The sequence below is a fragment of the Psychroserpens sp. BH13MA-6 genome (assembly GCF_052983595.1).
This window is the reverse complement of record NZ_JBRJGE010000001.1, coordinates 338,657-354,754: the sequence shown is the minus strand read 5'-3', so window position 1 is coordinate 354,754 and position 16,098 is coordinate 338,657. Positions and strand designations below refer to the sequence as shown.

The following is a 16,098-nucleotide window of genomic DNA, read 5'->3' as shown; positions in this document are numbered from 1 at the left end:
ATTTTATTGTAATATCCCTTTTTCTCGTTGCTGTTTTTCAGTATTTCTGAACCTGCTTTTAGAACTAAATCTTAAAAAGAGACTCAGAAAAACACGTCTTTGATTTGGGTTATATTCGCTTCTGTAATTAAAATTTGTACCGCTAATTGTTTGATTTCTTCTTCCAGTATTAAATGGATCTATAACCGAAAGTACTAGGTTTCCTTTGTTTTTGAGAATACGTCTACTCAAACCGAATTTGAAGTACTGGTTGGATGCTTCACGCATTTGAAAGTTTACTTTCCTTGGCGCATTATAAAACCAACTTAATTCTAATTTATAAGAATCTAATCTAACAATGTTAATGAAAGAAGTATTGAGTGCATAGAACTCATCAGAGTCCCTGTCATTATTTGAAATTGCTCCATATTTACCATTGACCTTAATAATGGTATTCAGCCATCTTGGTTTATTTAGACTGTATGAAAAATCTAAGCCGTATGTTCTAGCTCTACCAATATTCTCAGGCATGGAGACAGTAATATTCGTGTCTTCATCAAAAATAGATATATATTGAATGACGTCTTTAGTGAAGTTCGAATACAGAGTCGTTGTTAATGTCGAATTTTCAAACTCCTTGAAATATTCTAGTTCCAAACTATGTGTTAACTGAGGGTCTAATTCTGGATTTCCAACACTAACACGCTGTAGGTCTGTACTGGTATTGAAACTGTTAAGATAGCTCAAACGAGGTTGACTCAAAATACTGTAATAATTAAAACTAATTTCGGAATTCTCACCATATTCATAACTTAAATTCATAACCGGCAATAGGTTCAAAAAGTGTCTTTTCGTTTGTTCATTCGTGAGACGATCTTCTAGAATACGATCCGTATTTTTTAACCTTAAGCCAAAACTGTAATATAAGCCTTTGTATTCATTAGAATAGTCGACAAAACCTGTATTATCGTATTGGGTATATTTAATATCATTTTCTAAAGATAAAGTCGTCATGCCAGTAGCTTCAAAAAATTGATTTTGTTTAACTACATCACGATCGAGTCGGTAGCCAATGGTTAAATAAGCATCATTTTTAAGCGTTTGATCATAACGTAATTTCACCTCCATTTCATCTCCTTTGTAAGAATCATTCGTGTTGGTACTATTGGATTCTGACTGGTTGGAGGAGTCTTCAGTAAACATTTCTCGTTTATCCTTGTCTTCATACTCATATTCGAATTCGGCTTTAAAAAGGTCCTTATCTTCATGAAGCTTTAATTCATACTCAATCTCTTTTATGAATGACAAGTTCGTTAGATAATTATTACTGATTTGATCAATACTTTCAGTAAGTATCATATTTTCTTCAATCATTCTTACACCACTATAGCCAACATTATTTTTATCAGTGTATAATGAGGCACTACCAACTAATTCACTTTGTTCGTTCGGTAAATATTCATATTGCACTTCTCCGAAGTGATTGGTTCTATTAATAAGATTATTGCTTTTTTCAGTTTCTAAATAGTCGACACCATTAATTGTGTTTTCAAGGAATTCGTTGGTATTACTTTTAATATCAATCTCCCTCTTTACACCGTATAGCCCGTAACCATTAAATTTTTCCTTATTGACGGCCAAATGAACACCTCCTTTTAAGGTGGTGGGTGCGCCTGCTGCTAAATTAACACCACCAATTAACCCTTTACGCTTTCTATCGGTAATAATATTAATTACCGGTTCTGTCTCGCCATCTCTTGCAGATGGACTTCTAATAATTTCAATTTTCTTAACCATATCACTCGGCAACATTTGAAGAGCATCCGACTTAGATAAATTTGAGGTTCTACCGTTGATTTTTATGATAGGAGTCCTACCTCTTAATTGAACCTTGCCTTCTATGTCTACCGATACAGAAGGAATATAACTTAGTAAATTTGACATGGATCCAGCAACGTCTTTTAAACTATTACCAATATGAAAAATCTTTTTTCCTCGACCATTTTCTATTCTATAGTCCTTAGCAATAATCATTACCTCCTCTAACTCTGTAAATGTTAAAGGTTCTAATGCTATCTGTGCTTCCATCTTTTGATCGTTATCAAATTCAGAATAATTGATAGGCACTATTTGAGATTCAAAACCATCAGAAGTATAGGAAATATGGTAGTTGCCTTTGTTAAAACTGATATCATAGGAACCGTCCGACGCTGTTTTAGTACTGGAAATAATAACGTCGCCTTTTAAGTCTAAAATAAGAACAGAAGCACCATCAATTGGCATGTCATTATGCTTGTTGGAAACACTACCTGAGATGGTAAATACATTTGATTGAGCATAGGAACTCATTGTAAATACTAAAGTGATAAAGAGTTTTAGGGCGTATGATGTATTGTGACTCATTTATTTTTCTGTTGAAAATACATTATTGATGATATTTAGTAGCGTTTTTAATTGATAGTCTTCCTGTCCCATAATTTGTTCTATCGATCTCGAGATTTCAATATCTGGTGCAGTACCAATACCATCAAAAATATTTCCGTTTTTTTGATAAGATAACATGTGCGAAAAGCTAAATTGAATATCAGAGTTTTTCAGTTCATACGATTTGGATAAACCACTTGAACCATCAGTATTTACACCAGCTATCGTGATATTTTTTAAATCTTTAAATGACGATGCAAATACACTAGCCGCACTAAAGGTCATTTCATTAGTTAGAATGTAAATGGGTTTGTCGTAAGTAAAAGCATTGGCGTCTTCATCAGCATTTAGAACCATGTAATAATACTCACTATACAGGTCGTTAGACAAATCAACAGTAGGTTCGAATGTAGCCATAAATTCATCAATCGCTTGCTGCGCTTGCGGTTCCTTGAAATCAGCATATGGATATAAACGTCTTGAGTTGAGACTTTTTTTAGTAGCATCTGAAACGTCACCTCTATACCTTGCCAGGTTGGCTATTTTAAAGTCTTCTGGTCCTAAAAAATAATTGGAAAAAAAATCGATTAAATCCCTGTTGCCACCACCATTATTTCTGATATCTATAATAAGGGCATTGGTGTTTTTTACCGAATCCATTTTTTGTTTGAGCCAATTGAAATAGGCGGTATTTTCCGAATAGTTATACATTTCAGGAATCTTTATATAAGCAATTTGATCTTCATACTGTCGAAATAATAGTTGGTTGAGATTGTCATCTTTCTCATTGAAAAATAAATAACTGTCAACATCGCGCCATTTGCTTTTTGAATCCGTCAGTTTAATAACGACAGTGGTATCTGACTTAAAATCACGACTCCTTAAGGTGACATTCAATTCATCGCCTACACTTAGATCGCTTTTCATTTTATAGAATTCGTTTAGTTTTTCCACACCCAGTGCCAATTTAGACAACTTGGGAGCATAATCGTTCGCAGCGTCATATTGGGCAATGAATGCCTTAATATTTTGACGATTAATATGTGTTAAATAAGGGAAATTCTCGAGGTATGGTGAAAAGGTTATTTTTGGTTGTTTCGCTAGCACTACAACTAGGCTATCTTTAAATGGTGCTAACGCAAAGGGTAAATAATATTTTATAACACTGCCGCAATCACCTATATAATTAGCACGCGCGTGACGATCACCTAATTCTTTAAGCATATGTTTCACGGAGCTTTCAAATTTATAGCTGTCAACGACCTTCTTTTTATCAAGTGCATTCACAATGGAATCCATGGTCTTAACAACTCTTTTGTTATTGATATTCATATAAGGAGATTGCGCTAGCAACAGCTCTTTTACCTGTTCAATTTCATGATGAACTGTACTGCTAGTTAGCTGACAAGGGTTTGCTTTTGGTTGACAACCCATAAGTAAAAGGAAACTCATGGTTATGAAAGCAAAAGCACTAATTTTTTTTTGCATAGAGGTTAGTTCTAAAGGGAGTTTTGAAAATAAAAGATTAATTCTTGCCAAGGAACCATGATAAACTGTAGAAGGATAAATGTGAAAATATAATATTTTCTAAATTTTTCTCTAGCTTGAGCGATGCCTAATATTAATAAAATGGAACTAAATCCAATGACCGGAAAAATAAAATACGTACCAATGCAAAAGATGATTAATGCAATATCCTTAACGATACTTTCTCTTTTACTGAAAAGAAACAACGAGGCGACTAAGGCTTCAAATATTAAACCAAATATTTGAAATCCATAAAGTAAGCTTCCCATGTAACTCGAGGAAGTCAACGTTACAGAGCTATTGTTAATAGGTAACATATTTAAGATGGTTGTAGAGTTACGATTATTGAGAAGCTCTTGGTAAGGTGTATCAATAATAAAATGTGTAATTAACATGAATCGACCGTCAAACAGAAAACAGCCATGCAGGAAACCAGGTGCGGTGAATTCATTTATGACTTTTTGAAACACCGCAAAAAGCATAACGAGTCCTATGAGTAATTTTGAATTAGCTCTGAGATAACCAATATCTTTCTTGGTCCAGAGGTAAACCGTGAGTAATAAAACCCAATATACAAACAAGATTTTGTGATTATCAATATTATAAAATTGAAGACTATTAAAAAATAGTAAGAGCATCGCAATGAGGAGCCAGAGAAATTTATTCGAGGTATACTTATTAAAAGCTAGCATAAGCACACAAATAATTCGCATAAAGATATCGAGACCCCAACCCGTACTACCATCTAAAACTAGCAGGATTAATGAAAACTTGAGAATGAGCTCTTCCGATGACGAATTTGGCGCTACATTGAATTTTGTGATAAATGAAAGAATACTGTTTGCCATATAAATAATTAATTAGCGTTTTTTACAACGTGGAGTTCATCAATGAATTCTTTTTTAAATAAAAGGCCTTCTTCATAAAAATCGGTTTCGTATAAGGTGATTTTGACACGTTCAATGGTAACTGCGTTTTCTGATTGAGCAATTGCTTCGCTTTGAAAATACTTTGGGATATACATCATGTCATAAAATGATGGATTTTTTTCAATGATTGCTGCACTTTTTTGATCGAGATTTTTAGGAATTTCTAATTTCTTTGGCGTGAGATAGGAGTTGACTATCAAATACCCGAGTTTTTCAAGTTTTTCTTTCTTTGGAAAATTCTTAGTTGAGGTGAGGAAGTTTCTAGAGATTGGTACATCAAATTTACTGCTGGCGACATTGATGAGTAATGAATCACCTCTTGATGTATAGCCAATGGCTGTAATATTAGCTCGTTTATTGGTGGAGAACATTCCAAATCCGCCGCCTTTCCAAGGTGTTAATCTATCAAATTGGGAATGATATAATTGAATGATAGCTACAGCGATCAATACAATACAAATCAAATACTTTTCTGCTATTTTTAAAAATGTCATCGTTTGGATGGTTTTAATTATAAATAGCTGTAAATTTTAAAGTAAATACAGCTATTTATTTGTTACCTTTTTATGGTAAGTCAGCTTCAATTCTGGCTTCTGTAGCCTCATAGCCTTCTTCACGTTTTTCTGCAGGCGGACGAACTAATTCGTCGGAGTTGCTAACAGATGATACTGTAACTACATCAGCTAGTTTCGTACTCTCCATCTCTGTTAGAGAGACTGAACCAGCAAAAATCAATGCCATTAAACCGTAAAACAAAATTTTTGTTTTCATAATGTTAAAATTTAAGATATACCTACTTTCAGTTGTTTACTGTCGCTGTTTCGGCTTGTCCGACTTTTTTATGGTCAAAGAATTTTCAGTGGAAAAGATGATTAGAATAATGCGAATCGCTAAATAAATAGCTGTAGAAGTAATATTATCTACAGCTATCTATACATTCATTTATTAATGTGGTAAGCAATGGTTTAAATTACTTTATAAACACATTATTGTTCATCTTCTTTTGATGAAAAACTTACTAGTTATGTGTAATGACGTCTGGTAAGTCAGCTTCTGCTTGAGCTTCTTGAGCTTCATAGCCTTCTTCACGTTTTTCTGCTGGACTACGAACTTCATCAGAAGTACCTGCAGAAGCAACAGTTACTGCATCTGCAAGTTTAGTGTTGTCCATTTCTGTTAAGGAAATTGATCCTGCGAAAATCAACGCGAATGCGCTGTAAAATAAAATTTTTGATTGCATAATACTTGAATTTATAATAGAGCTTACTTTCAGATATTTTGAGTCGCTGTTTCAGCTAGTCCGACCTTCTCTTTCGAAAGAAATTAAATAATAATCCTAGCCGAATACTGTATGGAATCTTAGTGTGTAAGATATCAATGACAACTTCAGTCGTGATTGTTATAGGATAAAACTAGATATTTAAGATGCTGAAGTAGGTCATGGAGCCATTAAAATAAGTAAGGCTTAACCTTACTATTTCTTAAATAGTTATTGTACTTCAAAAAAATACGAACGCTTAAAATACTGACAATCAAAATATAACACCTATAAAAGTAGTTTGAAGTCTAAAGGGAGTTTGATAAAACAGGACAAGTTTAAAACCAAAAAACCCGATTCATTGAATCGGGTTTTTGATGGTGGTGCCTCCAGTACCACTTTTTACTTTAAGCCATTTTAATCTATTTTAACTTAAAACATATGAATCTCTCATTATACAAGGTTTTATTTGGGTTTTTAAATAATTTATATACTTTTGAAATAACAACAAATAAACATTATGTTGTCCCTTTTGTTGTCCCTTTTAATGTTTAACCTTTATATAAGTAAATGACTAAAGTAGTAAATTCCACTTCAGGCACGATTAAGTACAGACTAAAAGATACTAAGGCTAAAAATGAAACTTCAATTGTGTTGGATTATAGTTTTGGTAGAAATAATAGAATTAAATTTTCAACTGGGTATAAGGTTAATCCAAAAAACTGGGATAAGGCTAACCAACGAATAAGAGCAGTCTCAACAATTAAAAATAGAGAGATAGTTAATAATGACTTAATGCAATTTTCTTCGGAGTTCACCAAAGCAATTTCTGAACTTGAAGAAGCGCAAAAAAATGAAAAGGTTATCCTAAAGTTACTTTTGCAAAAGATTATTCGAGGGGAAGAAATTATTCAAAAAGAAATAAAGACTTTCTTCCAATACGCAGATGATTTTATTATTCGCAAGGAAAATCAATCAAAAAATATAGTCAACGTGAAACTGAGTCCAATTACGGTAAGGTCTTACAAGCAAACTGTAAATAGACTTAAAGATTTTGATAAACAACTAAAGTATAATCTTGATTTTAGTAATATAGACCTTAAATTTTACTACACCTTTATTCAGTACTTAGAGCAAAATAATTATTCTACCAATACCATTGGAAAACATATCAAAAATCTTAAAACCATATTGAATGCAGCAACGGAAGATGGTTTTAATTCCAATCTTAAATATAAGCATAGGGACTTTAAAGCTGTTTCTAAAGAATCTGTATCTATTTATTTGACGGAGTCTGAAATTGACGCACTCTATAACGCAGATTTGTCAAAAACAAAAGATTGGGAATTGGCAAGAGATATATTTTTGGTGGGTTACTATACTGGTCAACGTGTTTCGGATTATAATGATATATCTAAAGACCAGATTAAAACATTTAATGGTACCAAAGTTATAGAGTTTAGGCAGAAAAAAACGAACAAAAAACTTTTTGTACCCTTGCATCCACGACTGAAAGAAATGTTCAACAAACGCCACAATGGCAACCCACCACGTAAACTAAATGCGCCAGATATAAATGAATATATTAAAGAAGCTGGGCGCATTGCAAAAATTGATGCAGAAATTATAATAGAGAAGGTTGTTAACGGTAAAACAAAGGCTGTCAAGGTGCCAAAATATAGTCTTATAATGTCGCATACAGCTAGACGCTCATTTTGTACCAATGCCTATTTGGCTAAGATGCCAGTAATTGATATAATGGCAATAAGCGGTCACTCAACGGAGCGTGAATTTTATAAATACATAAAAGTAACCCCACAAGAAAGAGCAATTAAGATAGCTAACAGTAAATTTTTTAAATAGACTTCAACTAATACTTATGGATTTTAAAAGTGCATTCGTTATATCTGACGAGAATGATGACAGCAACTCTGGTGCTAATTGTCCAAACTCAACACATGGTTTAAATAACTATAACCATTATGAGCCAAAATTACCCAAGGATTTTTATTTAAATTACTTTATCCACGATTTGCTTTTTGTTGTGGACATTATGGAGCTTCAAGACTTTCTTACATATCATTTGGATAATGTTGAAAACCCTCTAGTTTTTTGTAAACTATTAGATCTGAAAGTTATTCCAACTATGAAATCTGTTGTTGAAAATGCTGAGGTTAATTGGAATGGAAGAAATAGTGATGAGATTGAACTGGAAGATGGATTTTATGAGCTGAATAATATTGTTACGAGATTTGGTTACGCATATAGGGATATGTGTCATAAAGCAGGTCTTTATCAACCAAGACAAGAATTGGTGAAAAAAATTGAAGAAGCGGAATTATTTTTAAAAAATAATTATTCTGCCCAATCTAACTTTAACAGATTAAGATGGGATGGTGAAAACTCTCACTTATCCTATATAATAAGTGAATTAGTTAATCAAGGGTTTATCGAACCGCCAAGACAAAACAGTGGCGAGATTAATTACTCGGAACTCTGTCGGCAAATCAAAACCTCTTTTAACTTGACGAAAGACTTTAATATAGGCGCACAGCGAAAGTTTGCAAGTCCAGATAATGAAAAATACCAGGGTTTAGATTATAAGTTTAAAAATGAAAACTTCCATATTCCTTATATCAAGTCTTTGAGCTAGGTGCCGGCACTAAGCGGCACCTTAAAACTTTTTTTGATTCCACATATTTGTACAGGAAATAAATCCATACAAAGCAAATGGAATCAAGAAAAATAAGCCTGTATCAAATAACTCCCTCGGAGTTAAAAGAACTTATAAGCGATACGTTAGATAAGAAACTAGAACAGCTCCAAACAACTACTTCCACCAAGTCAGAGGAGGACCTTATGACTGTTGAGGAAACATTAAAACTTTTAAAGTGTTCCAAACAAGCGCTGTGGAACTGGCGTAAAAATGGTATTCTTCCAAGCTACAGAGTCGGCAACCGTGTCTACTACAAGAAAAGTGACATCTACGATAAACTTGTAAAGCAGAGCTAATATGATTGGACACGTAATAATGCATAGAGATATAATGGATTGGGAATGGTACCAATCACCTCAAGTTTCTAGACTTTATTTCCATTTGATACTCAAAGCAAACTTTAAAGAAAAAAGGTGGCAGGGTCAACTTGTGAAACGAGGACAACTTATTACATCGAACAATCATTTGGCTGCCGAATTAAGGCTATCTGTTCAGAATATTAGGACAGCATTATCCAAACTGAAAGAAACGAGATATATCACTGTAAATACAACAAACCGATTTACGCTCATTACTGTTGTTAATTATGATAAATTTCAATCTGCTAAGGGAGTTGCCAACAAACAAAACAACACTCAAATAACAGACAAACAACAATCAAACAACAATCAATCAACAATAACTAAAGAAAGTAATAAGGAAAAGAAGGTTAATAAAGAAAAAATAGAGTTAAGACGTGAAAAATTCAAAAATCAAGTTTTTGAACACTCTCAATATGATATAAAAATTTTAAAAGGTTTTTTTGAATACTGGAGCGAGTTAAATGGAGAAAAAAATAAAATGCGATTTGAAAACCAGCGTTTTTTCGAAATTGATAAGAGACTTGAAAAATGGAAATTAAACGAAAGGCAAAATTCAGTAAGTACTTCTAATAATAAAACTGCATCAAACAGATAACTATGGAAAATATTAATACTAAAATTTCAGAGTGCGATCTTGTATTAAGTAAGATAAGACAGAATGCAAAACAGAATATTAAAACTTCATCAGTGAAACATCCATTTAATAAAAAAGAACTGTGGGAGTTGTTCTTATCTTATTTTAAATCAATTCATGGAAAAGACTTTCAATATACAGAGAGCTATATGAAAACTAAATATGGTGCGTTGTTTTATTATTTTTTAGGAGATTTACTTTTTTTGGAAAGTTCTAACCTTTATCAACACGAGTTGGTTCCAAACCTTAATAAAGGGTTGTTTATAGTCGGGAAAGTGGGAGCAGGGAAAACGGCAATTATGGAAACCTTCGAAAAAATTTTCTTTAACTACAAACCACATAAGTTCAAAATAATTCCAACCTATAAAGTGGTTGAAGAGTTTGAGTCTTTACAGACTCAAAATTGCAGGAAAGAGTTTTTTAGAAATTATAGTATGGGAGATATATTATTTGACGACCTAAATTCAGAGCGGATTGCTAATAATTATGGTAAGGTCAATGTTATGAAAGAAATTATTTTTCGTCGTCACGGATGTGGTTATAAAACACATTTCACAATGAATCCTTTTCCTGGTTTAGAACATTTGCCAGAGCAGAATTTGTTAATGTTGGCAGATTTTTATGACGCTAGAGTTGCGGATCGGCTTTTTGAAATGTGCAACTACATAAATATTGACGGAAAGAGCAAAAGAGTCTAAAACGTTAAATTACACTTTATTTAACGTTTTACAACCCTAAAACTAAGAAAATCATGGCAAAACTAAGACTTTGTAAACATTGTAGACAACAATTTGAGTCACGAAGAAGTAATCATTTATATTGTGCACCAAGTTGTAGGACTAAAGCGAGTTATAAGAGAAACAATTATAAATATGTATCTGGTCACTATCAAAAATCTGAGATTGAAACAGACAGTCAATTACCAGCACCTTTACCTAACGACGAACTTATTATAGCCGTTCAAGAACTGGAAGACAAAATTGAACGCATTAATCAAAATAAAAATATAAACACAACATCTGTTAAAGAAGCTGCACTTGGAACTATGGCTGCTGATGCAGGTTCATACGTTGCTAAAAAATTATTTGCACCCAAAATGTTACCAGCAACAAAAGGCGATATAGAGAGTCTCAAGGAGCAGATACAACAACTCAAAGCCGCTTTAAACTTTTATCGGCCAAAATAAGTTTCTGAGTGAGTATTAGACACTTTTGAAGTATAGAAAACTTTTTAATTGCTATTTTTAGAAATTATAGACTCTTAATTTTTTTAATGGCATTATTTCAGACCTCAGTACTCAAAACATACCTCGCACAGCAAGACAATTCTATTGTAGAACGTGCATATAAAAAATACACTAAGTATTTTCACAATATTACGATACAAGAGAATATTAAAAACTCTAAAGAAGAACAGTACCAGGCAAAGTTTCTGGACGAGCTGTTTGTCAATGTCTTAGATTATACTCTAAATTCAAAGTCTAAGTTTAATGTCACAGCCGAATGCAAAAACCAAGAATAATAAATCAATAGGATATTCAGAATGTGAATAAAATTTTATTAAGTAATATATCAAAGTCTTAGGTGATCTTTATAAATTGAGTAAACTTATTAGATGAAAAATGATGGTAAAAAATTTGAAAAATTAACGAAGGAATTTTTCTCTTTTCTTTTTAACAAGTTGGGTTATATTGTTCATAAAGAGCGTATTCAATTTAACGGAACGCAAGATGGTTTTGATGTTCAATTTGTTATTAGTGAAAATTTAAAGGAAAGGTCAATTTACATTGAATGTAAAGATTATTCGACTGATTTGAGATTTGGGTCTATTTATGCTAAGGCAATTGATTTAGAATCAAATTATAATTTTAATAAATATGATCTGGCCTTATTTATTAGCCCAAGATCTAATTTTCGTAATAACAGAAATGCAGAAAAAACGGAGCCAGTATTCGAAAAATTCTCTTTTACGACAAGGCTTTTAGATCAAGCAAATGGAGTAGAATATTTATTCGCTCTGAACAAAGAAATATATAAAGAAATTTACAATAAGGATTGTAGTTTCATAATTAACGAGGATGAGGAGATTGACAAGTTTAAAAGTATCATTCTATCACGTGGAAATTTTAGGAAAATCATAATAGCTGAAGAGGATAAAGAAAATTATTTATCAAATGCTAAAAAATGTTCAGATTATATTCCACGAAATTTAATTAAAGAAAAAAAAGCAAAAAAATCTTATAGATACTTGTATCACGAAGAAAAAGATTCGGATAATCTAATCTCAATAGTTAAGGATAATATTTTAAACTCTAAGAATGATGGGTTAGCGTTGTTAGGTAATCCTGGTTTGGGCAAATCAGTTGAATTAGCTGAATTAGGATTATACTTTTGGGAGAATAGGGAAGAAACGAATATAATTCCTTTTTACAGAGTAATTAATAGCTTTACTGTTGATAGTGAAATAAGTAGTTTTCTTCCAAAAGACTGGGATAAAATACCCAACCTATTGATTATTATGGACGGCTTGGATGAAATATCGTATATAAATGAGTTCAAGGCTAAACTTCAAAACTTCATTACGAATAACAAAGATAAATTTCAGAATATTTATTTTGTTCTTAGTTGTAGAACCAACATTTACGAAAACATTGTAAAAGGGATACCTAACTTTGAATGCTATTTTCTTGATAGCATTAGCTATCAAAGCGCAACTAATCATCTACAGTCAGCATTCAAATTTCCTCGAAAAGTTATTTTAGGATTATATGTGAATGAAGACCAAAGAGAGTTTTTAGAAAACCCTTTTTATTTAAATCTTTTCGGAGAATACTATTCGGAAAATTCTAGCTTACCAAAAAATAAAACTGACCTTATTGAAAAATACGTTGATAAAAGGTTAGAGGATGACAGAGTTAGAAAATTTCAGAATAAAGAATATGATAAATCTATAATATTTTCAGCCTGTAAAAAAACTGCATTAACTATGGAAGCAATGCAATCAAGGGTAATTGAAGATTCCGAACTAACATTGCTTATTCCAAATCAAAAGACAAAATTAATCAACTCTTGCTTTATCGAAAAAGTTTACAACGTAGACAAATGGCAATTTGAACATAAAAACCTTCAAGAATTTTTTGTAGCTAAGGCTTTATTAAAACTTCCGTTTGAGGAAATTATAAATTTTGTTAGCCTTAATTCTGTAAACAACAAAACACATCCTTCGTGGTTAAATTCTATATCATACCTAATTAATTCTTTAGATTCAACCGAAGATACCTATATAAATTTGATTGAATGGTTAAAAAAGAATGATCCTGAAGTTTTGTTCAAGTCTGATTCTGACCGAATATCTAAAGAGATAAGGTCAGATGTTTTTCAAGAATATTTTATCAAAAGATGTAAAGAGAATACTTTATGGATAGGAACTAATGATGGTGAAACGAGAAAAATTGCTGCATTTGGCGATAGTACTGAAAATATAAATTTTTTAATTTCTGAAATAAAAGATAAGACAAATCATAGAAGAACTAGAATCTCGGCTTTTGATCTGTTATCTCGCATGAATTTAAATGAAAGAGAAAAGGAGATAAAAGAATTAATCTTAAAGAGCTTAGATGATATTAATGATGATTTTGATTTAAACGCTAAATCAGATGTATTAGGGTTTGTAAAGCGTTTAAGTTATCATTTAGATGAAACCTTCTTTGAAGAGCTTCTAAATGTTATGCAAGAAAATGATTATCATAGAACTTACACTGCAATACTTGGATGTTTCCAAACAGACCTATTAACAAATGAAAACCCTATTGATCCAAATAATCATATTGATTATATTAAGAATGTAGCCAAGGTGATAAACGGCGATAAAGAACGGAAGTATGAAAAAGAAAGAAATATTGCTTCTAACGAACGACAAAATTTGAAGAACGTTTTGTTGCAATTTCAAGATATTAATGACTACTTATTTGCCCTAGATTTTCTTTTAATAAGACAAGATAATTATCATCTTAATGAAAATGAGATTATAGATTCAGTTAAAAGGCTTTCTGCGATGTATTCCAAAGATGATAAAGTCTTAGATAAAGTTGTGAATTTTATTTATATAGGTATTGAAAATAGAAAATATCTTTTTGAGTTTGAAAAACGATTTTGCGAGTTTTTTAAAATCACAAATACCCAGCACAAAGGCTTTTTAAAGTTCTATGAATTACGTGATAAAATTGGTGTACGAATTATGTCTTATATAGCTACGGGTAAATGTATTAGGTTTTTGGTTGAAGAATACAAGAAAAATAATATTAATGACAAATCAATCCTCCATTTTAGAAATAATCTAAGTTATGAGGATTTAGAATTAAGTTTAGAATTTCAAAGACTAATACAGGAAGAAACAAGTTATGGTTTTGACGGAGATGTTTTAGAAGAAGTTAAGATAAGTGAATGGCAGCAATTTAATGAGGTTAAAGAAAGTTTAAGTTTTGATTTATTATTTAATATTAATAAAGTTGAAGATGCTATTAAAGCTCTTTTTAAAAATCTCGATTTAGAGAGAATAAATTTTGAAGCAATGGATACTTTCAGAAAGAAGTACTGGAAAAATCTTGAATTACAAAAGTCTATCCCTCAATCTGCTATTGATATTGTACATGATGCGTTACGTCTTTCCGACTTAAAATTTATTACTTACAACGACGTTTTAAAACTAATTAACAGCGAATTATACCTAATAAATAAAATTAGAGATGTTATACATTCCAAACGAAAAAACAGACTAAATCAAGGTACGCGTCAGGGAACAAAAATTACTAAGAAACAATATGATTTTATAAATGATTGGTGTCAAGAAACTATTGAGTCCATAAATCTCAAATCAGAATCTATAGTAGATAAAAAGGAATGTGCTCTGATTTGGTATTTTAGAAATTTACTCAACTTAGAGTATCCTCAAGAAATCCTTTTAGAATTATTAGAAGTTGATGGCAGAATGAATTTTAATGAACATCATCACGGTATTGGCTATATCAGTAAAATAGTGGATAAGTCTAAAGTTGATAATAGAATTATTCAAAATATAGAAAAAGGATTCAATGTTGAACAAATTAGAAAAAACCACTTCATTTATGCCATAGATAACCGTTTAAAAAAAGTTTATCCTATCATAGAAGATTACTTATTAGACAATAATCAAAACCATTATTTTAGAAAGGAAATCTTAAAGAAGTATTGTCAAGTTAACCTATCATCAGATTTACTCAAAAAAATTGCAGATAAAAATATGCAGGAAGAAATCACAGATGATATTGTATGGTCTATTTTTGATATTCTAATTGAAAACAATGAAAGTAACTTTGTTAAAGATAAAATACTGCATTATTATGAAGCAGATATAAAACATTTAAATGATTTAATCACCATTAAGTACCTTATTAAAACAAACTACGAAAAGGCATTTCTATACTTTAATAATTGGATTAAAGAACAAAAAGTTTATTCAAGAAAAACTAAAAATAGTTTACGTACTGAGGATTTTCCAAAACATACTAACTCAAAATCAATTCCTTATATTATTGAATTAATAAATACTTATTACACCAGTGACGAGTTTAATTTTGATGATTACAGTAATCCAATAAGATTTATAGTAGAATCAATTACTGCTATTGCTCAAAACAATTCCTCCGAAGTCTGTAAACAACTTATTATTGGGTTAGAAGAATGCAGAAAATCGCTTAATAAAACTGAACACGATTTGTATTACATCAATCAAGCTATATTAGATTTGAAAGACATAAGTATAAAACTTGAATCTAAACCTATGTCATTTCCTTCTATTGCAAATAAAATGGATGAATATCAATACCATTTGGCATAGTTCAATGGGCTTTTGCACAACCATTGCATCTAATAAATTAGTATCTTTGCTTCGATGAAATTCTTAGCACACATATTAGCTATAACAATACTAACATTATCTGTATTACCTTGTTCTGATGGTCAAAATATTGAAGACCAACAGCACGAGGAAATCAGTGTTGAGCATAATCATCAAGAAGATAGTGACGATTCTTGTCCTGTCACTTGTATTTGTAATTGTTGCGGTATGACAATTACTTACGAACCAATCAAGACATTTGATTTAAAACTCAATGTTGAAATCTCAACGGAGTTAATTTCTACATATCAGCCTATTTACGGGTTTAATTTCCTTTCCAATATTTGGCATCCGCCACAAGTAATTAGCTAAAACAAATCGATTTTAAATCAATT

General features: G+C 31.4%; 15 protein-coding genes. 9 read left to right on the top strand and 6 right to left on the bottom strand.

All coding sequences use genetic code 11. The features are described 5' to 3' along the window. Positions 1 to 3: 3 nt before the first annotated feature. From ACU8DI_RS01585 to ACU8DI_RS01560, 6 genes are all read right to left on the bottom strand, one after another. Positions 4 to 2,382 (bottom strand): outer membrane beta-barrel protein, encoded by a 2,379-nt coding sequence (locus tag ACU8DI_RS01585; RefSeq protein WP_447110978.1) that lies wholly within the window; start codon positions 2,380 to 2,382, stop codon positions 4 to 6. Beyond that, positions 2,383 to 3,891, bottom strand: a complete 1,509-nt coding sequence (locus ACU8DI_RS01580; protein ID WP_447110977.1) for a S41 family peptidase — start codon at positions 3,889 to 3,891, stop codon at positions 2,383 to 2,385. Between the two features lie 11 nt (positions 3,892 to 3,902). Next, positions 3,903 to 4,778, bottom strand: a complete 876-nt coding sequence (locus ACU8DI_RS01575) for a hypothetical protein (RefSeq protein ID WP_447110976.1) — start codon at positions 4,776 to 4,778, stop codon at positions 3,903 to 3,905. 8 nt (positions 4,779 to 4,786) lie between these two features. Continuing rightward, the gene (locus tag ACU8DI_RS01570) at positions 4,787 to 5,353 is read right to left on the bottom strand and encodes a hypothetical protein (RefSeq protein WP_447110975.1); all 567 of its coding nucleotides are present in this window, start codon (positions 5,351 to 5,353) and stop codon (positions 4,787 to 4,789) included. 70 nt (positions 5,354 to 5,423) lie between these two features. Further along, positions 5,424 to 5,615, bottom strand: coding sequence for a hypothetical protein (locus ACU8DI_RS01565; protein WP_447110974.1), 192 nt, complete (start codon positions 5,613 to 5,615; stop codon positions 5,424 to 5,426). 262 nt (positions 5,616 to 5,877) lie between these two features. Beyond that, positions 5,878 to 6,030 carry a hypothetical protein gene (locus tag ACU8DI_RS01560; RefSeq protein WP_447110973.1) on the bottom strand — a complete coding sequence of 51 codons (153 nt, stop codon included), beginning with the start codon at positions 6,028 to 6,030 and terminating at the stop codon, positions 5,878 to 5,880. 657 nt (positions 6,031 to 6,687) lie between these two features. Here ACU8DI_RS01560 and ACU8DI_RS01555 point away from each other — a divergent pair. The 9 genes from ACU8DI_RS01555 (at position 6,688) to ACU8DI_RS01515 (ending at position 16,075) form a co-directional block, all read left to right on the top strand. Then, positions 6,688 to 7,980, top strand: coding sequence for a tyrosine-type recombinase/integrase (locus ACU8DI_RS01555; protein WP_447110972.1), 1,293 nt, complete (start codon positions 6,688 to 6,690; stop codon positions 7,978 to 7,980). 16 nt (positions 7,981 to 7,996) lie between these two features. Beyond that, on the top strand, positions 7,997 to 8,770 hold the full coding sequence (locus ACU8DI_RS01550) for a hypothetical protein (protein WP_447110971.1): 774 nt from the start codon (positions 7,997 to 7,999) through the stop codon (positions 8,768 to 8,770). A gap of 77 nt (positions 8,771 to 8,847) precedes the next feature. Further along, entirely contained in the window at positions 8,848 to 9,129 is a 282-nt protein-coding gene (locus tag ACU8DI_RS01545; protein ID WP_447110970.1) for a helix-turn-helix domain-containing protein, read from the top strand. A gap of 1 nt (position 9,130) precedes the next feature. Then, the gene (locus tag ACU8DI_RS01540) at positions 9,131 to 9,790 is read left to right on the top strand and encodes a hypothetical protein (protein ID WP_447110969.1); all 660 of its coding nucleotides are present in this window, start codon (positions 9,131 to 9,133) and stop codon (positions 9,788 to 9,790) included. Between the two features lie 2 nt (positions 9,791 to 9,792). Next, a complete protein-coding gene (locus ACU8DI_RS01535) occupies positions 9,793 to 10,527 on the top strand; it encodes a hypothetical protein (RefSeq protein ID WP_447110968.1) in 735 nt (244 codons plus the stop codon). A 53-nt stretch (positions 10,528 to 10,580) separates the two neighbouring features. Beyond that, the gene (locus ACU8DI_RS01530; protein WP_447110967.1) at positions 10,581 to 11,015 is read left to right on the top strand and encodes a hypothetical protein; all 435 of its coding nucleotides are present in this window, start codon (positions 10,581 to 10,583) and stop codon (positions 11,013 to 11,015) included. Positions 11,016 to 11,101: 86 nt separating this feature from the next. After that, entirely contained in the window at positions 11,102 to 11,350 is a 249-nt protein-coding gene (locus tag ACU8DI_RS01525) for a hypothetical protein (protein WP_447110966.1), read from the top strand. Between the two features lie 93 nt (positions 11,351 to 11,443). Then, entirely contained in the window at positions 11,444 to 15,703 is a 4,260-nt protein-coding gene (locus ACU8DI_RS01520; RefSeq protein ID WP_447110965.1) for an NACHT domain-containing protein, read from the top strand. Positions 15,704 to 15,757: 54 nt separating this feature from the next. Then, positions 15,758 to 16,075, top strand: coding sequence for a DUF6660 family protein (locus tag ACU8DI_RS01515; protein WP_447110964.1), 318 nt, complete (start codon positions 15,758 to 15,760; stop codon positions 16,073 to 16,075). Positions 16,076 to 16,098: the final 23 nt, after the last annotated feature.